Genomic DNA, 18,367 nt, shown 5'->3' on the forward strand with positions numbered 1-18,367 from the left:
TATGTCATTGAAACTAGTAGTAATTGGGGGAGGATCAAGTTACACCCCTGAAATCATTGAAGGAATTATTAAAAGATCCGAATCTTTGCCTATATCTGAAATCACACTTGTGGATGTAGAAGATGGTATTGAGAAACTGAATATAGTTGGTGAACTTTCCCAGAGAATGATAAAAAAGAGTGGAATAAATATTCGTTTAAACTGGACCTTGGACCGTAGAGAAGCATTGAAGGAGGCTGATTTTGTATCAACACAGATTAGAGTGGGGGGATTAGAAGCACGTAAACAAGATGAACGCATTCCTCTAAAATACGGTTACATCGGTCAGGAAACTAATGGAGCAGGCGGAATTTTTAAAGCATTCCGTACAATACCTGTTTTATTGGACATTTCCAAAGACATTGCAGAAATATGCCCAGATGCATGGATGATTAATTTCACCAATCCTGCTGGCATCATTACCGAAGCGTTATTGAAACATGGGCAACATTCCAAAGTGATTGGGGTATGCAATATTCCATATAACATGAAGCATTCCGTCAGTGAAATACTCAAAGTGGCACCAGAAAAAGTATTTATTGAATTTACGGGGATGAACCATTTTGTATTCGGCACTAAGGTTCAAGTGGATGGTGAAGACCGAATCGATGAAGTTCTGGAAGAACTTAAAAAAGGGAACGAAGGATATTCACCGGCGAATATTGTGAATCTAGGCTGGTCATCACTTTTCTTGGATACTTTCAGAATGCTTCCAAACCCTTATCATCAATACTATTTCCAGACAAATGATGTACTTAAAAATGATCTGGAAGCATATACAAACAACGGAACACGCGCAGAGCAAGTCATGGAGTTGGAAAATTCCCTGTTCAAGTTGTATGAAGATGAAACACTAGATATTAAACCTGAAGAATTAGAAAAGCGTGGTGGCGCTTACTATAGTGATGTGGCTTGCACTTTAATGGACAGTCTTTTTAATGATCGAAGAGATATTCAGACAGTAAACGTCATGAACGAGGGCGCAATAGATGATCTGCCAGATGATACAGTAATTGAAGTGAACTGCATTATCACAAAAAATGGTCCGAAGCCTGTGAAGATAGGTACTTTACCAATAGCCGTAGCAGGATGGATTAAGCAGATGAAACATTTCGAAGAGCTAGTAATAGAAAGTGCCATAACAGGTGATTATAACATTGCTTATCTTGCTATGATGAATAATATTCTAGTACGTGATGAAATAGATGCAAAAACTATGTTAGATGAATTATTAGAAGCGCACTCGGCATACCTGCCACAATTTAAATAAAGGGGGATATATGGTATGAATCGATTTATAGAAATTGCAGGAGCTATTGGGTCTCAAAGACACTTAGTTGCAATCAGGGATGGTTTTGTTGCAATTATGCCATTGATTATTATTGGCTCGTTTGCTGTTCTGTTGAATAATTTTCCACCAATTGGATTTATTGATATTGTTAGCTTTTTGAATAATATTTTTGGTGAAGGTAATTGGCAAACTGTCGGCAGTGTCATCTGGAATGCCACCTTTGCGATACTTGGATTACTTGCTACTTTTACGATTGCGTATAATCTAGCTATTTCATACGAAATAGACGGGTTATCAGCAGCAATCATTTCTGCTGCTTCCTATATTATGCTCGTACCTATAACAAAAGACGGGGGGCTGAATTTTGAATGGCTCGGCGCTCAGGGGTTATTTGTTGGGATAATTATAGCATTACTAGTAACTGAGTTATTTAAAGTTTTAGTTCGTTCTAAATGGACTATTAAAATGCCTGAAGGAGTGCCGTATGGAGTTGTGCGTTCTTTCGAAGCGCTGATTCCAGCATCACTTATTCTTGTTATTATTGGGATATTCCAAGCTTTAATAACAGTATTTGTGGGAATGAGTATATTCGAAGTAATCTTCAATGCTATACAGGAACCGCTTCAAGGTTTGGGAAATACCTTGCCTGCAGCTATCATAATTTCATTGTCCAATCATGTTCTTTGGTTCTTTGGACTACATGGAACAAATATAATTGGTTCTATAATTGAACCACTTTATCTACCGTTGATAGAAGAAAATATGAATGCTTTCAGTTCGGGAATGTCGGCATTTGAAGTGCCATATATAGTTACAAAACCATTCTTGGATGCATTTGTATTTATGGGAGGATCTGGAACTACAATTGCATTGATTATTGCAATTTTCATCGTTATCAGGTCAAATAAAAATCATCCATATAAAAAAATTGCTGGATTATCTGCGCCTGCTAGTGTATTCAATATTAATGAACCGATTATATTCGGACTTCCAATTGTATTGAATCCTGCAATGCTCATTCCTTTCATTTTAATACCAGTGCTACTCACGGTTATTTCTTATCTGGCACTTGCTTTTGGATTAGTGCCAAAAACCGTAGCAATAATCCCTTGGACGACGCCTCCTATTTTGAGTGGATATCTCGTTACAGGAGGAAGTTGGCAAGGTATAGCGCTTCAAGTAGTAAATATTATAATCGCAGTTCTGCTTTATATACCTTTTGTATATAGTGGGTATAAAGCGATGAATAAAGAAATGGAGGACAATAAAAATGAGCACTAAAGAAGATTTGCAAATGATTTCTTTTTCCATCATTATGCATGCAGGTAACGCGCGTTCAAATTGTATGGAGGCGTTGCAGATGGGGAGAAATGGACATTTTGATAAAGCTTTTGAGAAAATTGAATCTGCTGATGAAGAGTTTGTAAAAGCTCATAACAAACAGACCACATTACTACAGGAAGAGTCACAAGGGAAAAGCCATGACTTATCCATAATATTGATACATGCGCAAGATCATCTTATGACTGCTATGACAGTTAAGGAGATGGCAACGGAAATGATTGAAATGTATAAAAGAATAACAGTATTGGAGGAAGGAAAATGAAAATAAGACTTGTATGTTCTGCGGGTATGTCTACTTCTATGTTAGTTAAGAAGGTAAGAGAAGAGGCTGAAAAAGAAAGTTTTGATATTGATATAGAGGCAATTGCTGAAAATCAGTTAAAAAATGAAAAAGAAGGTTTAGACGCGGTGTTGATTGGGCCTCAAGTCAGATATCTGGAAAGTAAGATAAAATCTGCTTTGGAACCAGAAGGTATTAAAGTTGATATAATAAATCAAATGGCGTATGGGATGATGGATGGTAAAAAGGTTTTGGAACAAATTAAATCTTTGGTTCATGGGTAAACGCAAAAGCAGACATCTTACTGTTAAGATGTCTGCTTTTTGTTAAGCTATGTCTTATTATTTATTATGATTGTTTATCCAAAACGTAAAACTCGCAATAGTGAGGAGAATGGTGCTACTGCTACATCTGCTAATAATTAGAGGTGATATCATGAAAAAATTTTAATATCTGGATTGCTTTAATGCTGTTAATTTTAATAACATCATGGACGGTATTAAGCGTAAAATTTGGTAATAGCAATACCACTCAAATAATTTTTGCCAATACATTTATATTTATTGCTTACATTATTTATTTAATAAGATTTTATAAATTTAACAAACAACAAAATACTTAATTTTTAGCCGGACTTTCTTATTCAGAAATTTTTCGCGTTATAAGTATGTGCATCTACTTTTGATAAGTTAGATTATGTAATTTTATCTCGTTCTTTAAAAAGAAATTTCACTTTTAACTGATAAATTTAAATTCAATGTTTTTTCATATTAAAAAAGGGAACAATATTAATACAATTCTTTTAAGAAATTTAAAAATTGTTGTATATGTTTGTAAGATAGAGCCAATCCAAAATTATTTGGGTTGGTTTTTTTATGTTTATAATTACTTAAAACTAAGATAACAATTGATTAGGGGGATACGCTCGTTATGAATATTATGTTGTTTTAGTGGTATATAAATAGAAAATTAGAAAATTTTATAGGAGGGGCAACATGTTATTAAAAGAATGGGAAAATGAAAAGGAAACGTTGCATTTACTTTCTCAAATATTAGGTAAGTATAAACTTGAATGTTCATATCAAGAGCCGCAATGGGAGCATGTGATATTAGATATTACTGTAGAGGGCTTTACTACAGGAATGCTTCACTATAAAGATAAAGATTTTTATATAACAGTTAATTTAATTGATCATGTAATAGAGATAAGAGTAGATCGAAATAAGGAATCTATTGAATTAAAAAATGGCTTATCTATTCAGTACTATTATTCAGAAATCAAGAAAGTATTAGAAAAACATGGATTAGACATGCAAATTAATACAACACCTCAAGAGTTTCCTGATACTACGCCTTTTGAAAAAGATAGTCACCATCATCATTACGATAGTGAAATCTCTGGAAAAGTGCTTGATTTAATGAAGTTTGCTTATCATGCTGAAGCTGAATTTATTTCTTCTTTACGTACAAGGAGGGTTAAACCTGGTTTATTCTGGGGTACATTTGATATTTCGAGCATAATAGTTAATAACTCACATCAACCTTTTGAAGATGATTCGAAAATTATTGAACGTGCTGCTTTTGATGAAGAAATGATTGAATTTGGTTTTTGGTTTGGTGATGATAATTTTAAAGGTCCTACATTCTTTGTATTACCTTATCCTTTTGCTGATAAGAAATTTGAAGGTAATGATAAATTTCCAAAAGGTAGCTATTTTGATGAAAATTTAGGTGAATTTATTATTGAAGTTTCAAACTATAATAATGATACAATTCAAGATGTAGTAAAATTCTTTTATGAATCTTATAGTATTTTTAAAGACGATCTTGAATGGAAGAACTGTGAACATTTCCACTTACCACTCAAAATGAAGGAAAATAATTTAAAATAATGACGAGACTTTAAGTTTTAATTGTTTCGTGCATAAATACATCCCCCCTTACTATTACGAATAGTGAGGGGGTTTTGTATTTGTTCTATGTAATAATTTCTACGTGATGTGATTTTAATTGTGATAGAAATTTCTTGTCAGCTTCTTTGTCTGTAATCAATACATCTATATCATCTATATCGCAGACACGTGCTGTTACGACTTTATTAAATTTAGTACTATCACATGTTAAAAATACTTTTTGAGAAATGGACATAATCTTCTTTCTTGTTGCGACTTCATCTATATTAAAGTCTGTTATACCTTTTTCTATTGATAAGCCACTTGCACATAGGAAAGCTTTATCGATATTTATTTTATCAAAATCGAATAAAAAGTCATAAGATGTAACAGATTGTTCTGATGCTCGGAATCGACCTCCGATTGAAATGATGTCATTGTTAGTATTTTTACAAGCTAACATTACAGGTATAGAATTTGTAAAGATTGTTAAACCTTGTTTCTGTGAAAGGAAACGAGCGATTTGTAATGTTGTCGATCCGCTATCTAAATAAATACAGTCTCCATCCTGAATGATGTTTACCGCTTGTTGTGCGATGGCTTCTTTCTTATTTAAGTTTAATCCTAAACGTTGTTCAATAATGGATTCGCCACTTTGCTCTTCTTTAATACGTATGCCACCATATTCTTTTATAATCAAGCCATCTTTGGCTAATTCATTTATATCTCTTCTTAATGTTTCCATTGATATCTCAAAATCACGACATATGGCTTTCATTGTTAACACTTTTTCTTTTTTTAATTTTTCTACGATTAATGCTCTTCTTTTCGATGGTAACAATGTATCTACCTCCATAGTATATAAATTAATTTAAGAGGGAATATGGGTAAAACACAACAATTGGTCATGATGTAGTCATAAATTAATAATTATTTACACTAAATTGATTGTGAGTTAACATTTCTCCTTTATATTTGAAGTATAACAAAAAGGAGGGTTTGTTTTGCTAGAATTACGAAATGTTAACAAACAATTTAAAGACAATAAAGTATTGAATGATATAAATTTAAGTATTGAACAAGGCGAAATTGTGACCTTATTAGGACCAAGTGGTTGTGGTAAGACGACAATTTTAAATATGATATTGGGATTAACGGATGTAACTGACGGGGAAATTATCTATCAAGGTAAGCCAATTCATAACGTATCAATGAAGAAAAGAGGCTTTAATATAGTCTTTCAAGATTTTTGTCTTTTTCCTCATTTAAACGCATATCAAAACATTGTTTATGGTTTAAAAAATAAAAAATCAATCGATCATCAATTATATGAAGAATTAATAGATATTTTAGAATTAGAACCTCATTTAAATAAAAAGATTCATCAATTATCAGGTGGGCAAAAACAACGTGTTTCAATAGCTAGAACATTAATTATGCAACCTAAAATATTATTAATGGATGAACCTTTAAGTGCTTTAGATGGTGTTATTAAAGAAAGTATTAAAGATAAAATTCAAGAAATTGCTAAAAAGTTTAATTTAACAACGATTATAGTGACGCATGATCCAGAAGAAGCTTTAACGATTTCAGATAAAGTGGTTGTTATACAAAATGGATATATTGCTCAGTTTGATAAACCAGAAAATATTTTATATAAACCTAATAGTCCATTTATTGAAAAATTCATTATTAACCAATTAAATATTAAACGTGAAAATATATTTAAGTTATTTGGAGAAGCAAATGGTGCATAAAAATTTAGGTCAAAAGCTTTTATTTACATTGCTTATATTATTCTTTATAGCATTTTTAATTTTACCTATTGTCGTTTTGATATCACGTGCATTTATATTTGAACAAAATATATCATTACAACATATTCAAACGATTTTATCAGATTCAGAAATTATACAAGCAATGTTTAATAGTATTAAAGTATCACTTTTAGCAGCAATTATCACGACAATTTTGGCGTTTACGATTGCTTATACCATTCATATAACGATGGTTAATAAATGGGTTAAATCTTTTTGTAATACTTTGATTTTAATACCGATGCTTATACCTACGATTACTTATGGATTTGTACTCATTTACACTTTTGGTAATGAAGGTATTTTAGCTAGAGTTTTCGGTGAAGCACCTTTCACAATATATGGCCGAAATGGATTATTGATGGGCTATGTTATATACACATTACCGATAGTATTTGTTGTTATATCTAACGCATTTAACTATATAGATAAGCGATTTTGTTATATTTCTGAACTAATGGGAGATAAACCGTTTCGGACGTTTTATCACACAATTGCTAGACCTATGTTTGTACCTGTTATGGGAGCGTTCGTATTATCATTTATTTTAAGTTTTACAGACTTCGGAATTCCAGCATCATTAAGTGCTGATTATCCGGTTATTGCACTATCGTTATATCAAGCAATGCTTGGATCACTTCCTAAATTTGGAGAAGGTGCAGCCATTGCGATTATTATGCTCATACCTGCATTGCTAGGATTTATTTTATTAACAGTTATCGAACGATTTAACGTAGAGAATTCATCACAGAAATATGTTGAATTGAAGAAAAGGAAATTTCATGACTACGCATTTGGAAGTGTATCTATCTGCATTGTGACGTTTATCGCATTATTGTTCTTAGTCATGTTTATTATTCCGTTTACAAAAGGATATCCTTATGACTTAACATTTACTTTCAGTCATTTAGTTCAATTATTTAAAGATGACATATTGATTAGAACATATTTACAATCACTATTTGTAGCTTTCGGTACGGCGATTTTCGGTGTGCTCATCAGTTTTACAAGTGCATTAATTTCAGTGCGTACAAATGTAAAAGGTCGGCAATCACTTAACTTATTGTCTATTGTAACCAATACAGTTCCAGGTATGGTATTAGGTTTGAGCTACCTATTGCTATTTAATAACAGTAGTTTAAAAGGAACGTTACTCATTATTATTCTCAGCAACATTGTCCATTACTTTACGACGCCTTATTTAATGGCGAAAGGGGCATTAGAAAAATTAGATATGTCTTGGGATGTGACAAGTACATTGCTAGAAGATACTTGGTTGCAGACAATATTTAGAATCATTTTACCTAATATGAAAAGCACAATCATAAATATATTCCAGTATTACTTCGTGAACGCGATGGTCACAATAAGTGGTGTAATATTCCTTATCACAAGTTCGACCATGTTAGTCTCGACTCAAATTAACGTATTACAGCATTTTAATGCATTTAACGATATATTTTTATTATCAATTTTCATATTTGTAACCAATTTAGTTATTAAAATGATTTGTACATTCAGTTTAGAATATCTCAAAAGAAAAGAGGTATCCTAATGAAAAAATGGATTATTTTACTTGTGGCAATATACTTATTCGTATTTACAATATCTTTAACAGGATTTGGTTCATCAAGTGATAAAGTAATTATTTATTCAAACGCAGATGAAGAGGCTATCGATATGATGGAAGACGCTTTAGATAAAGCAGGTTATAAAGATGAATACATCATTCAACCTCAACCAACATCTGAACTAGGTGGGAAAATTCTTGTTGAAGGTAAACATATAGAAGCTGATGTCATAACACAAGCTTCTTACTATATCGACAGCGCACAAGAAAAGCATAAAATGTTTCAAAATATAAAGTCAGACAAAGAACCGACACAGGACTCTTCAGATTATACATTACCTTTATTAGGTAACACTGGATCTATTTTTATAAATGAAAAAGCGTTAAAAGACAAAAACTTGCCCGTACCTAAAAGTATAAAAGATTTAACTAAAAGCAAATATAAAAATCAAATTGCTATGGCGAATATGTTAGATTCTTCTACTGGTTGGTTAGTCGTACAAAGTATTTTTGATCAATATGGCGAAAAAGAGGGCAAAGAAATTTTAACGAAACTATTTCAAAATATTGGACCTCATTTAGAAAGTTCAGGATCTGGTCCATTGAAAAAAGTTCAATCTGGTGAAGTAGCTATCGGTATTGGATTAAGATCACAAGCTATAGAAGCTTCTAAAAAGAGCCAATATATTAAAAATATTGACCCTAAAGAAGGCAATTATTCTTTAATAGAATCGCTAGCAGTTGTTGATAAAGGAAGTAAAAAGCAGAAAAAGGCGGCTGATATGACTAAAGCAATACAAAAGCATGCTAGAAAAGACTTAATAAAACAATATCCAAAAGCTATCTATAAAGGAGAGAAAGTAGAGAAGAGTCAATTACCGAAATATCCAAAAAGTTGGGACGATAAACTAACAGTTCAACTTTTAGATAAGCATCAAGTTATTTATAAAGAAGCTAAAAAGAATGCTGAAACCAAAGAGAGGGGTAAATAAAATGAAATTATTAACACCAGGTCCTTTAACAACGACGCAAACAGTTAAAGAACAAATGAATACTGATAGATGTACATGGGATGAGGATTATAAATCGATAACCCAAAACATTAGACAATCGTTATTAAAACTAGCAGAAGTTGACGAACAAGAATATACTACAATTTTAATGCAAGGAAGCGGAAGTTTTATAGTTGAAGCGGTTCTTCACACAGCTATTTCATCTGATGATAAATTACTTATTATTTCGAATGGCGCATATGGTGAAAGAATCATTAAAATGACAAAAAGACTTGGACATAATCACGTTGTCTATAATGTACCTTATGATGAAGCGCCAAATGAAGAGACAATCGAACAATATGTTCAATCTAATCCTGATATTACGCATATCGTTATGGTTCATTGTGAAACGACGACTGGCATACTGAACCCCGTTCAAAATGTAGGTGAAATTGCTAGAAAGCATAATTTAGTATTCATATTAGATGCTATGAGTAGTTTCGGTGGTGTACCGATGAATATAGAAGAATTAGGTATTGATTATTTAATTAGTAGCGCAAATAAATGTATACAAGGTGTGCCTGGGTTTGGCTTTGTTATAGCGAAACAATCACATTTTATGACAACAAAAGGCAATTCGAAGAGTCTTTCATTAGATTTATATGATCAATGGAAGACAATGAATGTAGACGGTAAATGGAGATATACATCACCAACGCATGTCGTTGCTGCATTTTCACAAGCGATTGAAGAGTTGATTCAAGAAGGTGGAGTTGTAGCAAGATATGAAAGATATAAAAATAATAACTTATATCTTAGAGAAGAAATGACACGATTAGGATTCCATCCATATATTACATTGGATAAACAATCACCAATAATTACGACATATCTATTCCCAGATGCAGATTTTGATTTTAGTGACTTTTATAATCAAATTAAAGAAAAAGGATTTACGCTATATCCAGGTAAGCTTATGGATGCTGATTCATTTAGAATAGGTAATATTGGAGATTTACACGAAGAAGATTTCAAAGAGTTAGTTCAACATATTAATCATTACATGGAGGAAAGAGCATATGCATAAAATAGAAGCAGTAATCTTTGATTGGGCAGGTACGACAGTAGACTTTGGTTGTTTCGCGCCATTAGAAGTATTTATTAACATTTTTAAACAAAAAGACATCGACGTATCAATAGAAGAAGCTAGAAAACCGATGGGTATGTTGAAAATAGACCATATTAGAACAATGTTAGAAATGGATAATATTGAAAAGCAATGGACCGAAAAATATAATAGAAAACCAAATGAAACAGATGTTGAAGAATTATATGAAGCATTTGAAACAGAACTTATGTCATCATTAAAAAAATATACAGATCCAATTGAACATGTCGTTACAACAATCAATAAATTAAAAGAAAATGGTATTAAAATTGGTTCGACGACAGGATATACGAGAGAAATGATGGAAGTAGTAACTGAAGAAGCTAAGAAAAAAGGCTATGCACCAGATTATCTAGCTACAGCAGAAGATGTAGGCGGGTACGGAAGACCATATCCATATATGATTTTTGAAAATATTAAACAACTCGGTATACCTTCAATTTATGAAGTTATTAAAGTAGGAGACACAGTTTCGGATATTAAAGAAGCTAAAAATGCAGGATTAATCAGTGTAGGCGTTGTTGACGGTAGCTCAATAATGGGATTAAACGAAGAAGAGTTTAACGAAATGAACGACGAAGATAAAAACAAACATAGAGAAAAAGTTAAAGAAACGTTTAAAGAAGAAGGCGCTGATTATACGATTCTTAACTTAGGAGAATTACCTAAATTAATAGAAGATATTGAACAAAAATAAAATGATTTTTTAATTGATAAGGAGAGGCTGAGACAAATTAATTGTCCCAGCCTCCTCTTTATACCATGGAATAATTTTTGTGATACGTGTCATTATAGGGAAGTTCTAATTGGATTTTCTACTTCATTAATCCAAATAGACATACTCTTGTTGGATTATCTAACTCGTTAATCCAAGTAGACGCACCTTTATTGGATTATCTATGACAATAATCCAAGTAGACACAGCCTTATTGGATTTTCTATGACAATAATCCAAGTAGACGCACCTTTATTGGATTATCTATAACAATAATCCAAGTAGACATACTCTTATTGGATTTACTATCTCATTAATCCAAATAGACGCACCTTTATTGGATTGTCTACGACATTAATCCAAGTAGACATACCCTTATTAGATTATCTATCACATTAATCCAACTACACACACCCTTATTGGATTATCTATAACAATAATCCAAATAGACACACTCTTGTTGGATTATCTACTTCATTAATCCAATTAGACATACCCTTATTGGATTATCTACTTCATTAATCCAACACATAACCCAAAGCATATATAAATAAAAGCTCCTAACCCATTAGTTCAATAAACTAGGGGTTAGGAGCTTTATTTTGAGCTAATGGTTTATACCACGCGCTCTATTATTTATCTGAGTCTGAATCTTTAGTCCATTCTTTAACTTTATCTTGGTTGTCATCTACCCATTTAGCTGCTGCTTTTTTAGGTGATGTACCTTCTTGGATGTCTAACATAACTTCTTCCATGTCTTTTGTCTTCCAGTTAAAGTTGTCTAAAATTTCATAAGCTTTTGGACTATCTTTCTTCAAGTCTTTACGAGCCATTGTATTAATATGTTCTGCTTCACCGAATGAACCTTTAGGGTCTTTCAAGTATTTTAGATCATATTTTTGGAATTTCCAGTGTGGAGACCAACCAGTAACTACAATGTCATCTTTTTTCTTCATTGCTTGACCTAATGTAGTAGCCATTGCACCTGAAGATGAAGTTTCAACTTCCCATCCATCTAAGTTGTAATCTTTAACTGCTTTTTCAGATGCTTTAACAACACCAGCACCTGGTTCAATTCCTACAATTTTCTTACCAGCTTGATCTTTCAAGTCTTCGATTGAATCACCATCGAAGTCTTCAGGAACTACTAAACCAATTTTAGCTCCTTTAAGGTTTGCACCTAAGTTATCAAGATCTTTTTTATGTTTTTTGTATAAGTCACCATGAGTTCCTGGTAACCACGCACTAACTGTTGCGTCAGTTTCACCTGATGCTACAGATTCCCACATTACTGCGTTATCTAAAGGTGTAGCTTCTACGTTATAACCTTCATCTTCTAAAACTTTTTGTATTACATGTGTTGAGGCAACTTCTGAATCCCACTCAACGTAAGATAATTTAATATCTTTTTTACCTAAGTCTCCATCTTCACTTGAGCCGCCATTCCCGCAAGCCGCTAATACAAGTGATAATGATAGCATAAGAACGAGTACACGCCATTTGTTATTCATTCTGAATCCTCCTAAGTTTATTTGTTTTTAGATGATTGAGTGAAGCGGTCAATGATGATAGCAAGAATAACGATACTTAGTCCTGCTACAAATCCTGTTCCTACTTCTGCACGTTGTAGAGAACTTAATACGTCTCTACCTAAACCTGGTGCCCCAATCATTGATGCTATAACAACCATTGATAAAGCTAACATGACAGTTTGGTTAACACCGGCCATAATTGACGCTTTAGCAAGAGGGAGTTGTACCTTAATTAATTTTTGCATTGAAGTCGTACCGAATGAGTCACTTGCTTCAATTAGTTCTGCAGATATTTGTCTAATTCCTAAGTTTGTTAAACGGATAGTAGGTGGTGTCGCAAAGATAATAGAAGCGAATACACCTGGAACCATACCAATACCGAAAAATGCTACTGCTGGAATTAAATAAACAAATGCAGGCATTGTTTGCATAAAGTCTAATATTGGTTTCATAATTGCTTGGAAACGATCACTTCTAGACATTAGAATACCAAGTGGAACACCAATAATAACTGATAATAAACTACTGATAATAACTAACGTCATTGTATTCAGTAATTGATCCCATAATTCTTGGTTATAAATAAAGAGCAAACCGATACCTACAAGAATAGGTGCGACGATTTTCTTATTCATAATGAAGTAAGCTAATATCATAACAATGATGATAAATACGAATGGATGTAACAAATCTAATAATGAAATGATGAACTGCATGAAGTTTCCTAAATACGTTTTAATAGGATCAAAAATAAAACTAAACGTATCAGTTAACCATTCAACAAACGAATCTGCCCATTCACCAAGAGGTAAGATAGGTAATAGATTAAGCATGATCCATCACCTCATTTCCTTGAGCTAACACATCGAATACTTCTTTGAAGTTTAATTTACCAATAATTTTGTCGTTCTCTTTAATCCAAAGTTCATGTGTTCCCGTTCTGAAATGTGGAAATGTTTCAAACAGTAGTGATTCTGCATCTATGAAAGTCTTATCGTCTGTCATTTCAACATTTTCTACTGAATCCATAATATGTTTAACTTTTAATACTTTAGAACGATCGATGTCTTTAACGAAATCTTTAACATAGTCGTTACCAGGGTTGATAACGATTTCTTCTGGTGTACCAACCTGAGCGATAGCACCATCTTTCATTAATGCGATACGATCCCCGATATGTAGTGCTTCGTCTAGGTCGTGTGTAATGAAAACAATTGTTTTTTTCATATCTTGTTGTAATTGTAATAGTTCATTTTGCATTTCTTTACGAATTAATGGGTCTAATGCTGAGAAAGCTTCATCCATTAATAGGATATCTGTGTCATTAGCTAAAGCTCTAGCTAAACCAACACGTTGTTGCATACCACCAGATAATTGATTTGGATATTGGTCTTTGTAACCATCAAGTCCAACCAATTTTAATGATTCTTCAGCTTTTGTTAATCGTTCTTTTTTCGGAACATCTTTAACTTCTAAACCAAAAGCAACATTCTCTACAACAGTTTTGAAGGGGAATAATGCGAAGCTTTGGAATACCATGCTTAAGTTATCTCTTCTGAAGTTTCTTAAATCTTCTTTGTTAAGAGAAGAAATATTATTTGAATTGATTAAGATATCGCCATCAGTTGGGTCTATTAATCGGTTAATCAAGCGAATTAGCGTTGATTTACCGCTCCCGGAAAGCCCCATGACTACGAATACCTCACCATCTTCAATAGTAAAGTTAGCGTTTTTAACGGCTACAGTAGAACCAGTTTCTTTAAGGATTTCGTCTTTTGACTTATTTTCCTTTAATAGTGATTTAACTTGGTCATTGTAATCGCCGAAAACTTTTGTAACGTCTTTGATTTGTATATTGCTCAAAATAACCAGTCCTTATCTATTTAATCGACTTATATTACACTAGCACAGTAAAATTTTATAGTCAAATTGATATTGCACAATTTATAACGTATTAAACTTAAATTATTACGTGCAAAAATCATAAAAAGTTAATTAATTTTATAAGATATTAAATGCTCAAACCAGTATTAATAACAATAAAGAAAGCGCTTAATTTTTAGACATAAAGACGTGTTTCTTCATATTTAAAATAAGCGCTTTGAAAAAAGAATTTTTTTCTTTAAATTTTTTTAAAATTCAGTGTAATTATTAAGTTGTCATGAAGTCTCCACCGTTTACATGAATTACTTGTCCTGTTACATAAGTGGAATCTTGTGATGCTAAATATACATAGGCAGGGGCGTTTTCACTTGGCTGTCCTCTTCGACCTAGTGGCGTATCAGATCCAGCGTTCTCAACTTTACTTTCATCGAATGTAGCTGGAATTAATGGTGTGTATATCGGACCAGGTGCAACAGCGTTCACTCGGATACCCTTATCAGCTAGTGTAGTTGCAAGTGATCTTGTGAATGATACGATAGCACCTTTAGTAGCTGAATAGTCAATAAGGTGAGCCGAACCTCGATATGCTGTTACGCTCGTTGTATTAACGATAGCATCGCCTTTATTAAGGTGCGGTAAGACTGCCTGGGATAAATAGAACATTCCGAAAAAGTTTGTTTCGAATGTTTCTTGTAATTGTGATTTAGAAATATCCTCAAAATTATTTTGTGGATATTGAATACCACCGTTGTTAACGAGGATATTAATTTTGCCAAAGTCTTGTATCACATTATTTACTAATTCTTCTGCATGATTGTCTTTTTTTAGATCGTGTGAATAAGCTTTAGCTTTCGCACCGATTTCTTGTAATCTTTTTATAGCGTATTGCGCATCAGTATCTTCGTCATAATAAGATATCGCAACATCAGCGCCTTCTTTAGCAAATAAAATAGCTGTAGCTTCTCCAATGCCAGAATCTCCGCCGGTCACTAAAGCAACTTTACCTTTTAATTTGCCGCCAGCTTTATAATCTTCATCTTCTATAATAGGCTTCGGTTCCATTTCATGTTCAACGCCTGGTTGTACATCTTGCGTGTAACCTTCGATTTCTTCATGTTTCTTTTCAAATTTATCTTTCATGTAAAAATCATCACCTTTTCATTTAATGGTTATTATTTAACATACCCGGTCAATGAAAAATAAAACAGCTTAGGCTTCAGGTTGAAATGTATTTAATATTGCATAACAGTTTTCTATTAGAGGTGTTGAAAGTTGATGTTTTTTACTTTGTTCTAGCAAATAACCTTGAATATATTCAATTTCAAGTGATTTATGATTGATGACATCATAGTACATACTGGTACCCATATCATCTGGGTATCCTGCATAAATATTCATGATACTATCAATTAATTGCTCGTTAAAATGAATACCTTCAGCAGAAGCAATTCGTCTTCCTTCTATTAAAAGGTTGCGACAAAGATTTTCTATACCATCTGATTTGAGTACTTTTGCTGTTTGACGAGTTATAGCTGTTACAGTGTTAATACCTAAATTGACGAGTAGCTTATACCAAACTTGTTCGTAGTAGTCTTCGATACATTCAATATTTAAAATGCTATCTTTAGTTAAACTCTTTAGTAACAAAGTATCATTATTGATAGGTAACTTTAATGTCCAATCTCTAAAATGGGTAACTTGTTGATCTATTTTTTGACCACTAATGTAAACAACCGCTTGATATGCATGAGAATGGTTAATCTGTTTAAGCTGACCATAACCGTTCTGAGTTAGTATAATAACTGTTTTATCATGTGTGATATTTGTTAAATGAGGTGTAATTTGATCGAGTTGAGTAGTCTTAACAGCTATAAATAAAATATCAAATGTTTCTGTTGAGGATTTAAGTGACGCTACGGGCAATGTATGAATTGCTTGCTCATTGTAATCTTGAAATTGAACTTCTGAATTTTCTCTGCCTAATAATGTAACATCAAGAGCGTTTTCTAGTAAGGCAAAAGCAATTGCTGTACCAACTGCGCCTGGACCAATTATTCCAAACTTTTTCATTTATTATTTTCCTTTCGGTGTTATTATATATATAATAACAAAAATTTAAGGGTGGTACGGGATGAAAACAATTAAAGAATTGTTAGCCATGAAAGAACAAACAGAAAAAATTTCAATGATTACTGCGTATGATTATCCAAGTGCTAAGCAAGCAGAAGCAGCACAAATTGATACGATATTAGTCGGGGATTCATTAGGCATGGTTGTACTAGGATACGATAGTACAGTTGAAGTAACGATGGACGATATGATTCATCATGCTAAGGCAGTAAGAAGAGGTGCACCAAATACTTTTGTAGTAGTTGATGTTCCATTTGGCGCTATCGGAATAGACGATGCAACAGATATCAAAAATGCTATTGATTTATATAAAGAAACAAAAGGGAATGCCATCAAAATAGAAGGCATGCACACAAATTTAATCGAACGTTGCACGCAAATCGGCGTACCAGTCGTTTCCCACTTAGGATTAACACCACAAAGTGTTGGCATAACAGGATATAAGTTACAAGCAAGTTCTAAAGAAGATGCAGAACAGTTAATTAAACAAGCACAAGAAGTAGAAGCAGCAGGAGCAGTTATGCTTGTATTAGAAGCAATACCGAGTGACTTAGCAGAAGTCATTAGTGAAAAGCTGACTATCCCTGTTATCGGTATCGGAGCAGGTAAAGGAACAGATGGCCAAGTATTGGTATATCACGATTTATTAAACTACGGTTCAGAACATGTTGCTAAGTTCGTTAAACAATATGGAGACTTTTCAACTGGAGTAGATGCGTTAAATAATTATCATAAAGAAGTTAAGAGTGGCGCTTTCCCTTCAGAAGAATTTACGTATAAAAAGAAAGTGATGGGGGAGACAGGTAAGTGACTCAAGTAATTGAATATATAAAAGAAATGATGAATATTTCTTCAAAATATAAAGTACAAAATAAGACCATTGGACTTGTACCAACGATGGGTGCTTTACATGACGGTCATTTAAAAATGATGAAACAATCTATTCAAGAAAATGACATAACAGTCGTGAGTATATTCGTAAATCCATTACAATTTGGGCCAAACGAAGACTTTGACGATTATCCAAGACCTTTTGCAGAAGACTTAAATAAACTGAAACAAATAGGTGTAGATTATGTCTTCCATCCCACAGTAGATGAAATGTATCCAGGAGAATTAAGTTTGTCTATTACAGTAGGATATTTAGCTACTGTATTGGAAGGTAAGAAACGACCAGGACATTTTGACGGTGTAGTAACAGTCGTTAATAAATTATTTAACATAATAGAACCCACAAAAGCATACTTCGGGAAAAAAGATGCACAACAATTAGCCATTATCGAAAAAATGGTCCAAGACTTTAATCATAATATAGAAATTGTACCTATTGATATAGTCAGAGAAGAAGACGGTTTAGCCAAAAGCTCAAGAAATGTATATTTAACAGAAGAAGAAAGAACAGAAGCAATACATTTATCTAAAAGCTTACAAAAAGCTAAAGAACTATATGAAGCAGGTGAAAGAAATAGCAACGTGTTAATAGAAGCTATTACAACATATTTAGAAAAAAATGTGAGCGGAGAGATAGTAGAAGTCGCAGTATATAGCTATCCCGAACTCGTAGAACAACAAACCATTAATGGACAAATCTTCATATCATTAGCCGTTAAATTCTCACAAGCACGATTGATAGATAATGTGATTATATAATATACTAGTGGAGAGAAATACTTAGTAAAATAAAAAGCAGTAGAAATCATGGTCAAAACC

18 protein-coding genes are annotated in these 18,367 nt (G+C 32.8%); 12 read left to right on the forward strand and 6 right to left on the reverse strand.

Features of this window, described 5'->3' with window-relative positions; translation table 11 throughout:
- The first annotated feature begins 1 nt into the window (after position 1).
- From ACO6VN_RS01220 to ACO6VN_RS01240, 5 genes are all read left to right on the forward strand, one after another.
- The gene (locus tag ACO6VN_RS01220; RefSeq protein WP_194200651.1) at positions 2-1,309 is read left to right on the forward strand and encodes a 6-phospho-beta-glucosidase; all 1,308 of its coding nucleotides are present in this window, start codon (positions 2-4) and stop codon (positions 1,307-1,309) included.
- 15 nt (positions 1,310-1,324) lie between these two features.
- On the forward strand, positions 1,325-2,611 hold the full coding sequence (locus tag ACO6VN_RS01225) for a PTS sugar transporter subunit IIC (RefSeq protein ID WP_422404127.1): 1,287 nt from the start codon (positions 1,325-1,327) through the stop codon (positions 2,609-2,611).
- The gene (locus ACO6VN_RS01230; RefSeq protein ID WP_422404128.1) at positions 2,601-2,936 is read left to right on the forward strand and encodes a PTS lactose/cellobiose transporter subunit IIA; all 336 of its coding nucleotides are present in this window, start codon (positions 2,601-2,603) and stop codon (positions 2,934-2,936) included. Before ACO6VN_RS01225 ends, ACO6VN_RS01230 begins: the two co-directional genes overlap by 11 nt.
- Positions 2,933-3,238, forward strand: a complete 306-nt coding sequence (locus ACO6VN_RS01235) for a PTS sugar transporter subunit IIB (RefSeq protein WP_194200654.1) — start codon at positions 2,933-2,935, stop codon at positions 3,236-3,238. The genes ACO6VN_RS01230 and ACO6VN_RS01235 overlap by 4 nt, the downstream gene beginning before the upstream one ends.
- Positions 3,239-3,949: 711 nt before the next feature.
- The gene (locus ACO6VN_RS01240; RefSeq protein ID WP_422404129.1) at positions 3,950-4,846 is read left to right on the forward strand and encodes a DUF5996 family protein; all 897 of its coding nucleotides are present in this window, start codon (positions 3,950-3,952) and stop codon (positions 4,844-4,846) included.
- Positions 4,847-4,931: 85 nt separating this feature from the next.
- Here ACO6VN_RS01240 and ACO6VN_RS01245 read toward each other — a convergent pair whose 3' ends face one another.
- A complete protein-coding gene (locus tag ACO6VN_RS01245) occupies positions 4,932-5,687 on the reverse strand; it encodes a DeoR/GlpR family DNA-binding transcription regulator (protein WP_194200656.1) in 756 nt (251 codons plus the stop codon).
- 163 nt (positions 5,688-5,850) lie between these two features.
- Between ACO6VN_RS01245 and ACO6VN_RS01250 the strand changes: the two genes are divergently transcribed.
- From ACO6VN_RS01250 to phnX, 5 genes are read left to right on the forward strand one after another with little or no spacing between them, the layout of a single operon-like run.
- On the forward strand, positions 5,851-6,603 hold the full coding sequence (locus tag ACO6VN_RS01250) for an ABC transporter ATP-binding protein (RefSeq protein WP_135031469.1): 753 nt from the start codon (positions 5,851-5,853) through the stop codon (positions 6,601-6,603).
- Positions 6,593-8,218, forward strand: a complete 1,626-nt coding sequence (locus ACO6VN_RS01255; RefSeq protein WP_422404130.1) for an ABC transporter permease subunit — start codon at positions 6,593-6,595, stop codon at positions 8,216-8,218. Before ACO6VN_RS01250 ends, ACO6VN_RS01255 begins: the two co-directional genes overlap by 11 nt.
- A complete protein-coding gene (locus tag ACO6VN_RS01260; RefSeq protein ID WP_422404131.1) occupies positions 8,218-9,225 on the forward strand; it encodes an extracellular solute-binding protein in 1,008 nt (335 codons plus the stop codon). The genes ACO6VN_RS01255 and ACO6VN_RS01260 overlap by 1 nt, the downstream gene beginning before the upstream one ends.
- Position 9,226: 1 nt before the next feature.
- On the forward strand, positions 9,227-10,315 hold the full coding sequence (phnW, locus tag ACO6VN_RS01265; RefSeq protein ID WP_422404132.1) for a 2-aminoethylphosphonate--pyruvate transaminase: 1,089 nt from the start codon (positions 9,227-9,229) through the stop codon (positions 10,313-10,315).
- Positions 10,308-11,093: a phosphonoacetaldehyde hydrolase gene (gene phnX / locus ACO6VN_RS01270; protein ID WP_194200659.1), complete on the forward strand. Its 786-nt coding sequence runs from the start codon at positions 10,308-10,310 to the stop codon at positions 11,091-11,093. The genes phnW and phnX overlap by 8 nt, the downstream gene beginning before the upstream one ends.
- A 650-nt stretch (positions 11,094-11,743) precedes the next feature.
- Here the strand turns inward: phnX and ACO6VN_RS01275 are convergent.
- From ACO6VN_RS01275 to ACO6VN_RS01295, 5 genes are all read right to left on the reverse strand, one after another.
- Complete coding sequence (locus ACO6VN_RS01275; RefSeq protein ID WP_216683691.1) at positions 11,744-12,622, reverse strand: glycine betaine ABC transporter substrate-binding protein; 879 nt, start codon at positions 12,620-12,622, stop codon at positions 11,744-11,746.
- A 17-nt stretch (positions 12,623-12,639) separates the two neighbouring features.
- Positions 12,640-13,476 (reverse strand): ABC transporter permease, encoded by an 837-nt coding sequence (locus ACO6VN_RS01280; RefSeq protein ID WP_064205266.1) that lies wholly within the window; start codon positions 13,474-13,476, stop codon positions 12,640-12,642.
- Positions 13,469-14,506, reverse strand: coding sequence for a quaternary amine ABC transporter ATP-binding protein (locus ACO6VN_RS01285; protein ID WP_194200660.1), 1,038 nt, complete (start codon positions 14,504-14,506; stop codon positions 13,469-13,471). Before ACO6VN_RS01285 ends, ACO6VN_RS01280 begins: the two co-directional genes overlap by 8 nt.
- Positions 14,507-14,794: 288 nt before the next feature.
- On the reverse strand, positions 14,795-15,667 hold the full coding sequence (locus tag ACO6VN_RS01290; RefSeq protein WP_064205268.1) for an SDR family oxidoreductase: 873 nt from the start codon (positions 15,665-15,667) through the stop codon (positions 14,795-14,797).
- Between the two features lie 69 nt (positions 15,668-15,736).
- Positions 15,737-16,597: an oxidoreductase gene (locus ACO6VN_RS01295; protein WP_422404133.1), complete on the reverse strand. Its 861-nt coding sequence runs from the start codon at positions 16,595-16,597 to the stop codon at positions 15,737-15,739.
- Between the two features lie 61 nt (positions 16,598-16,658).
- Here ACO6VN_RS01295 and panB point away from each other — a divergent pair, with 61 nt between their 5' ends.
- Together panB and panC are read left to right on the forward strand one after the other, a co-directional pair.
- Complete coding sequence (panB, locus tag ACO6VN_RS01300; RefSeq protein WP_194200662.1) at positions 16,659-17,468, forward strand: 3-methyl-2-oxobutanoate hydroxymethyltransferase; 810 nt, start codon at positions 16,659-16,661, stop codon at positions 17,466-17,468.
- A complete protein-coding gene (gene panC / locus ACO6VN_RS01305; protein WP_422404134.1) occupies positions 17,465-18,307 on the forward strand; it encodes a pantoate--beta-alanine ligase in 843 nt (280 codons plus the stop codon). Before panB ends, panC begins: the two co-directional genes overlap by 4 nt.
- The last annotated feature ends 60 nt before the right edge of the window (positions 18,308-18,367 follow it).

Origin of the sequence: Mammaliicoccus sp. JADD-157 (assembly GCF_049310805.1) — a bacterium.
In the GTDB taxonomy this organism is placed as follows: domain Bacteria; phylum Bacillota; class Bacilli; order Staphylococcales; family Staphylococcaceae; genus Mammaliicoccus; species Mammaliicoccus lentus.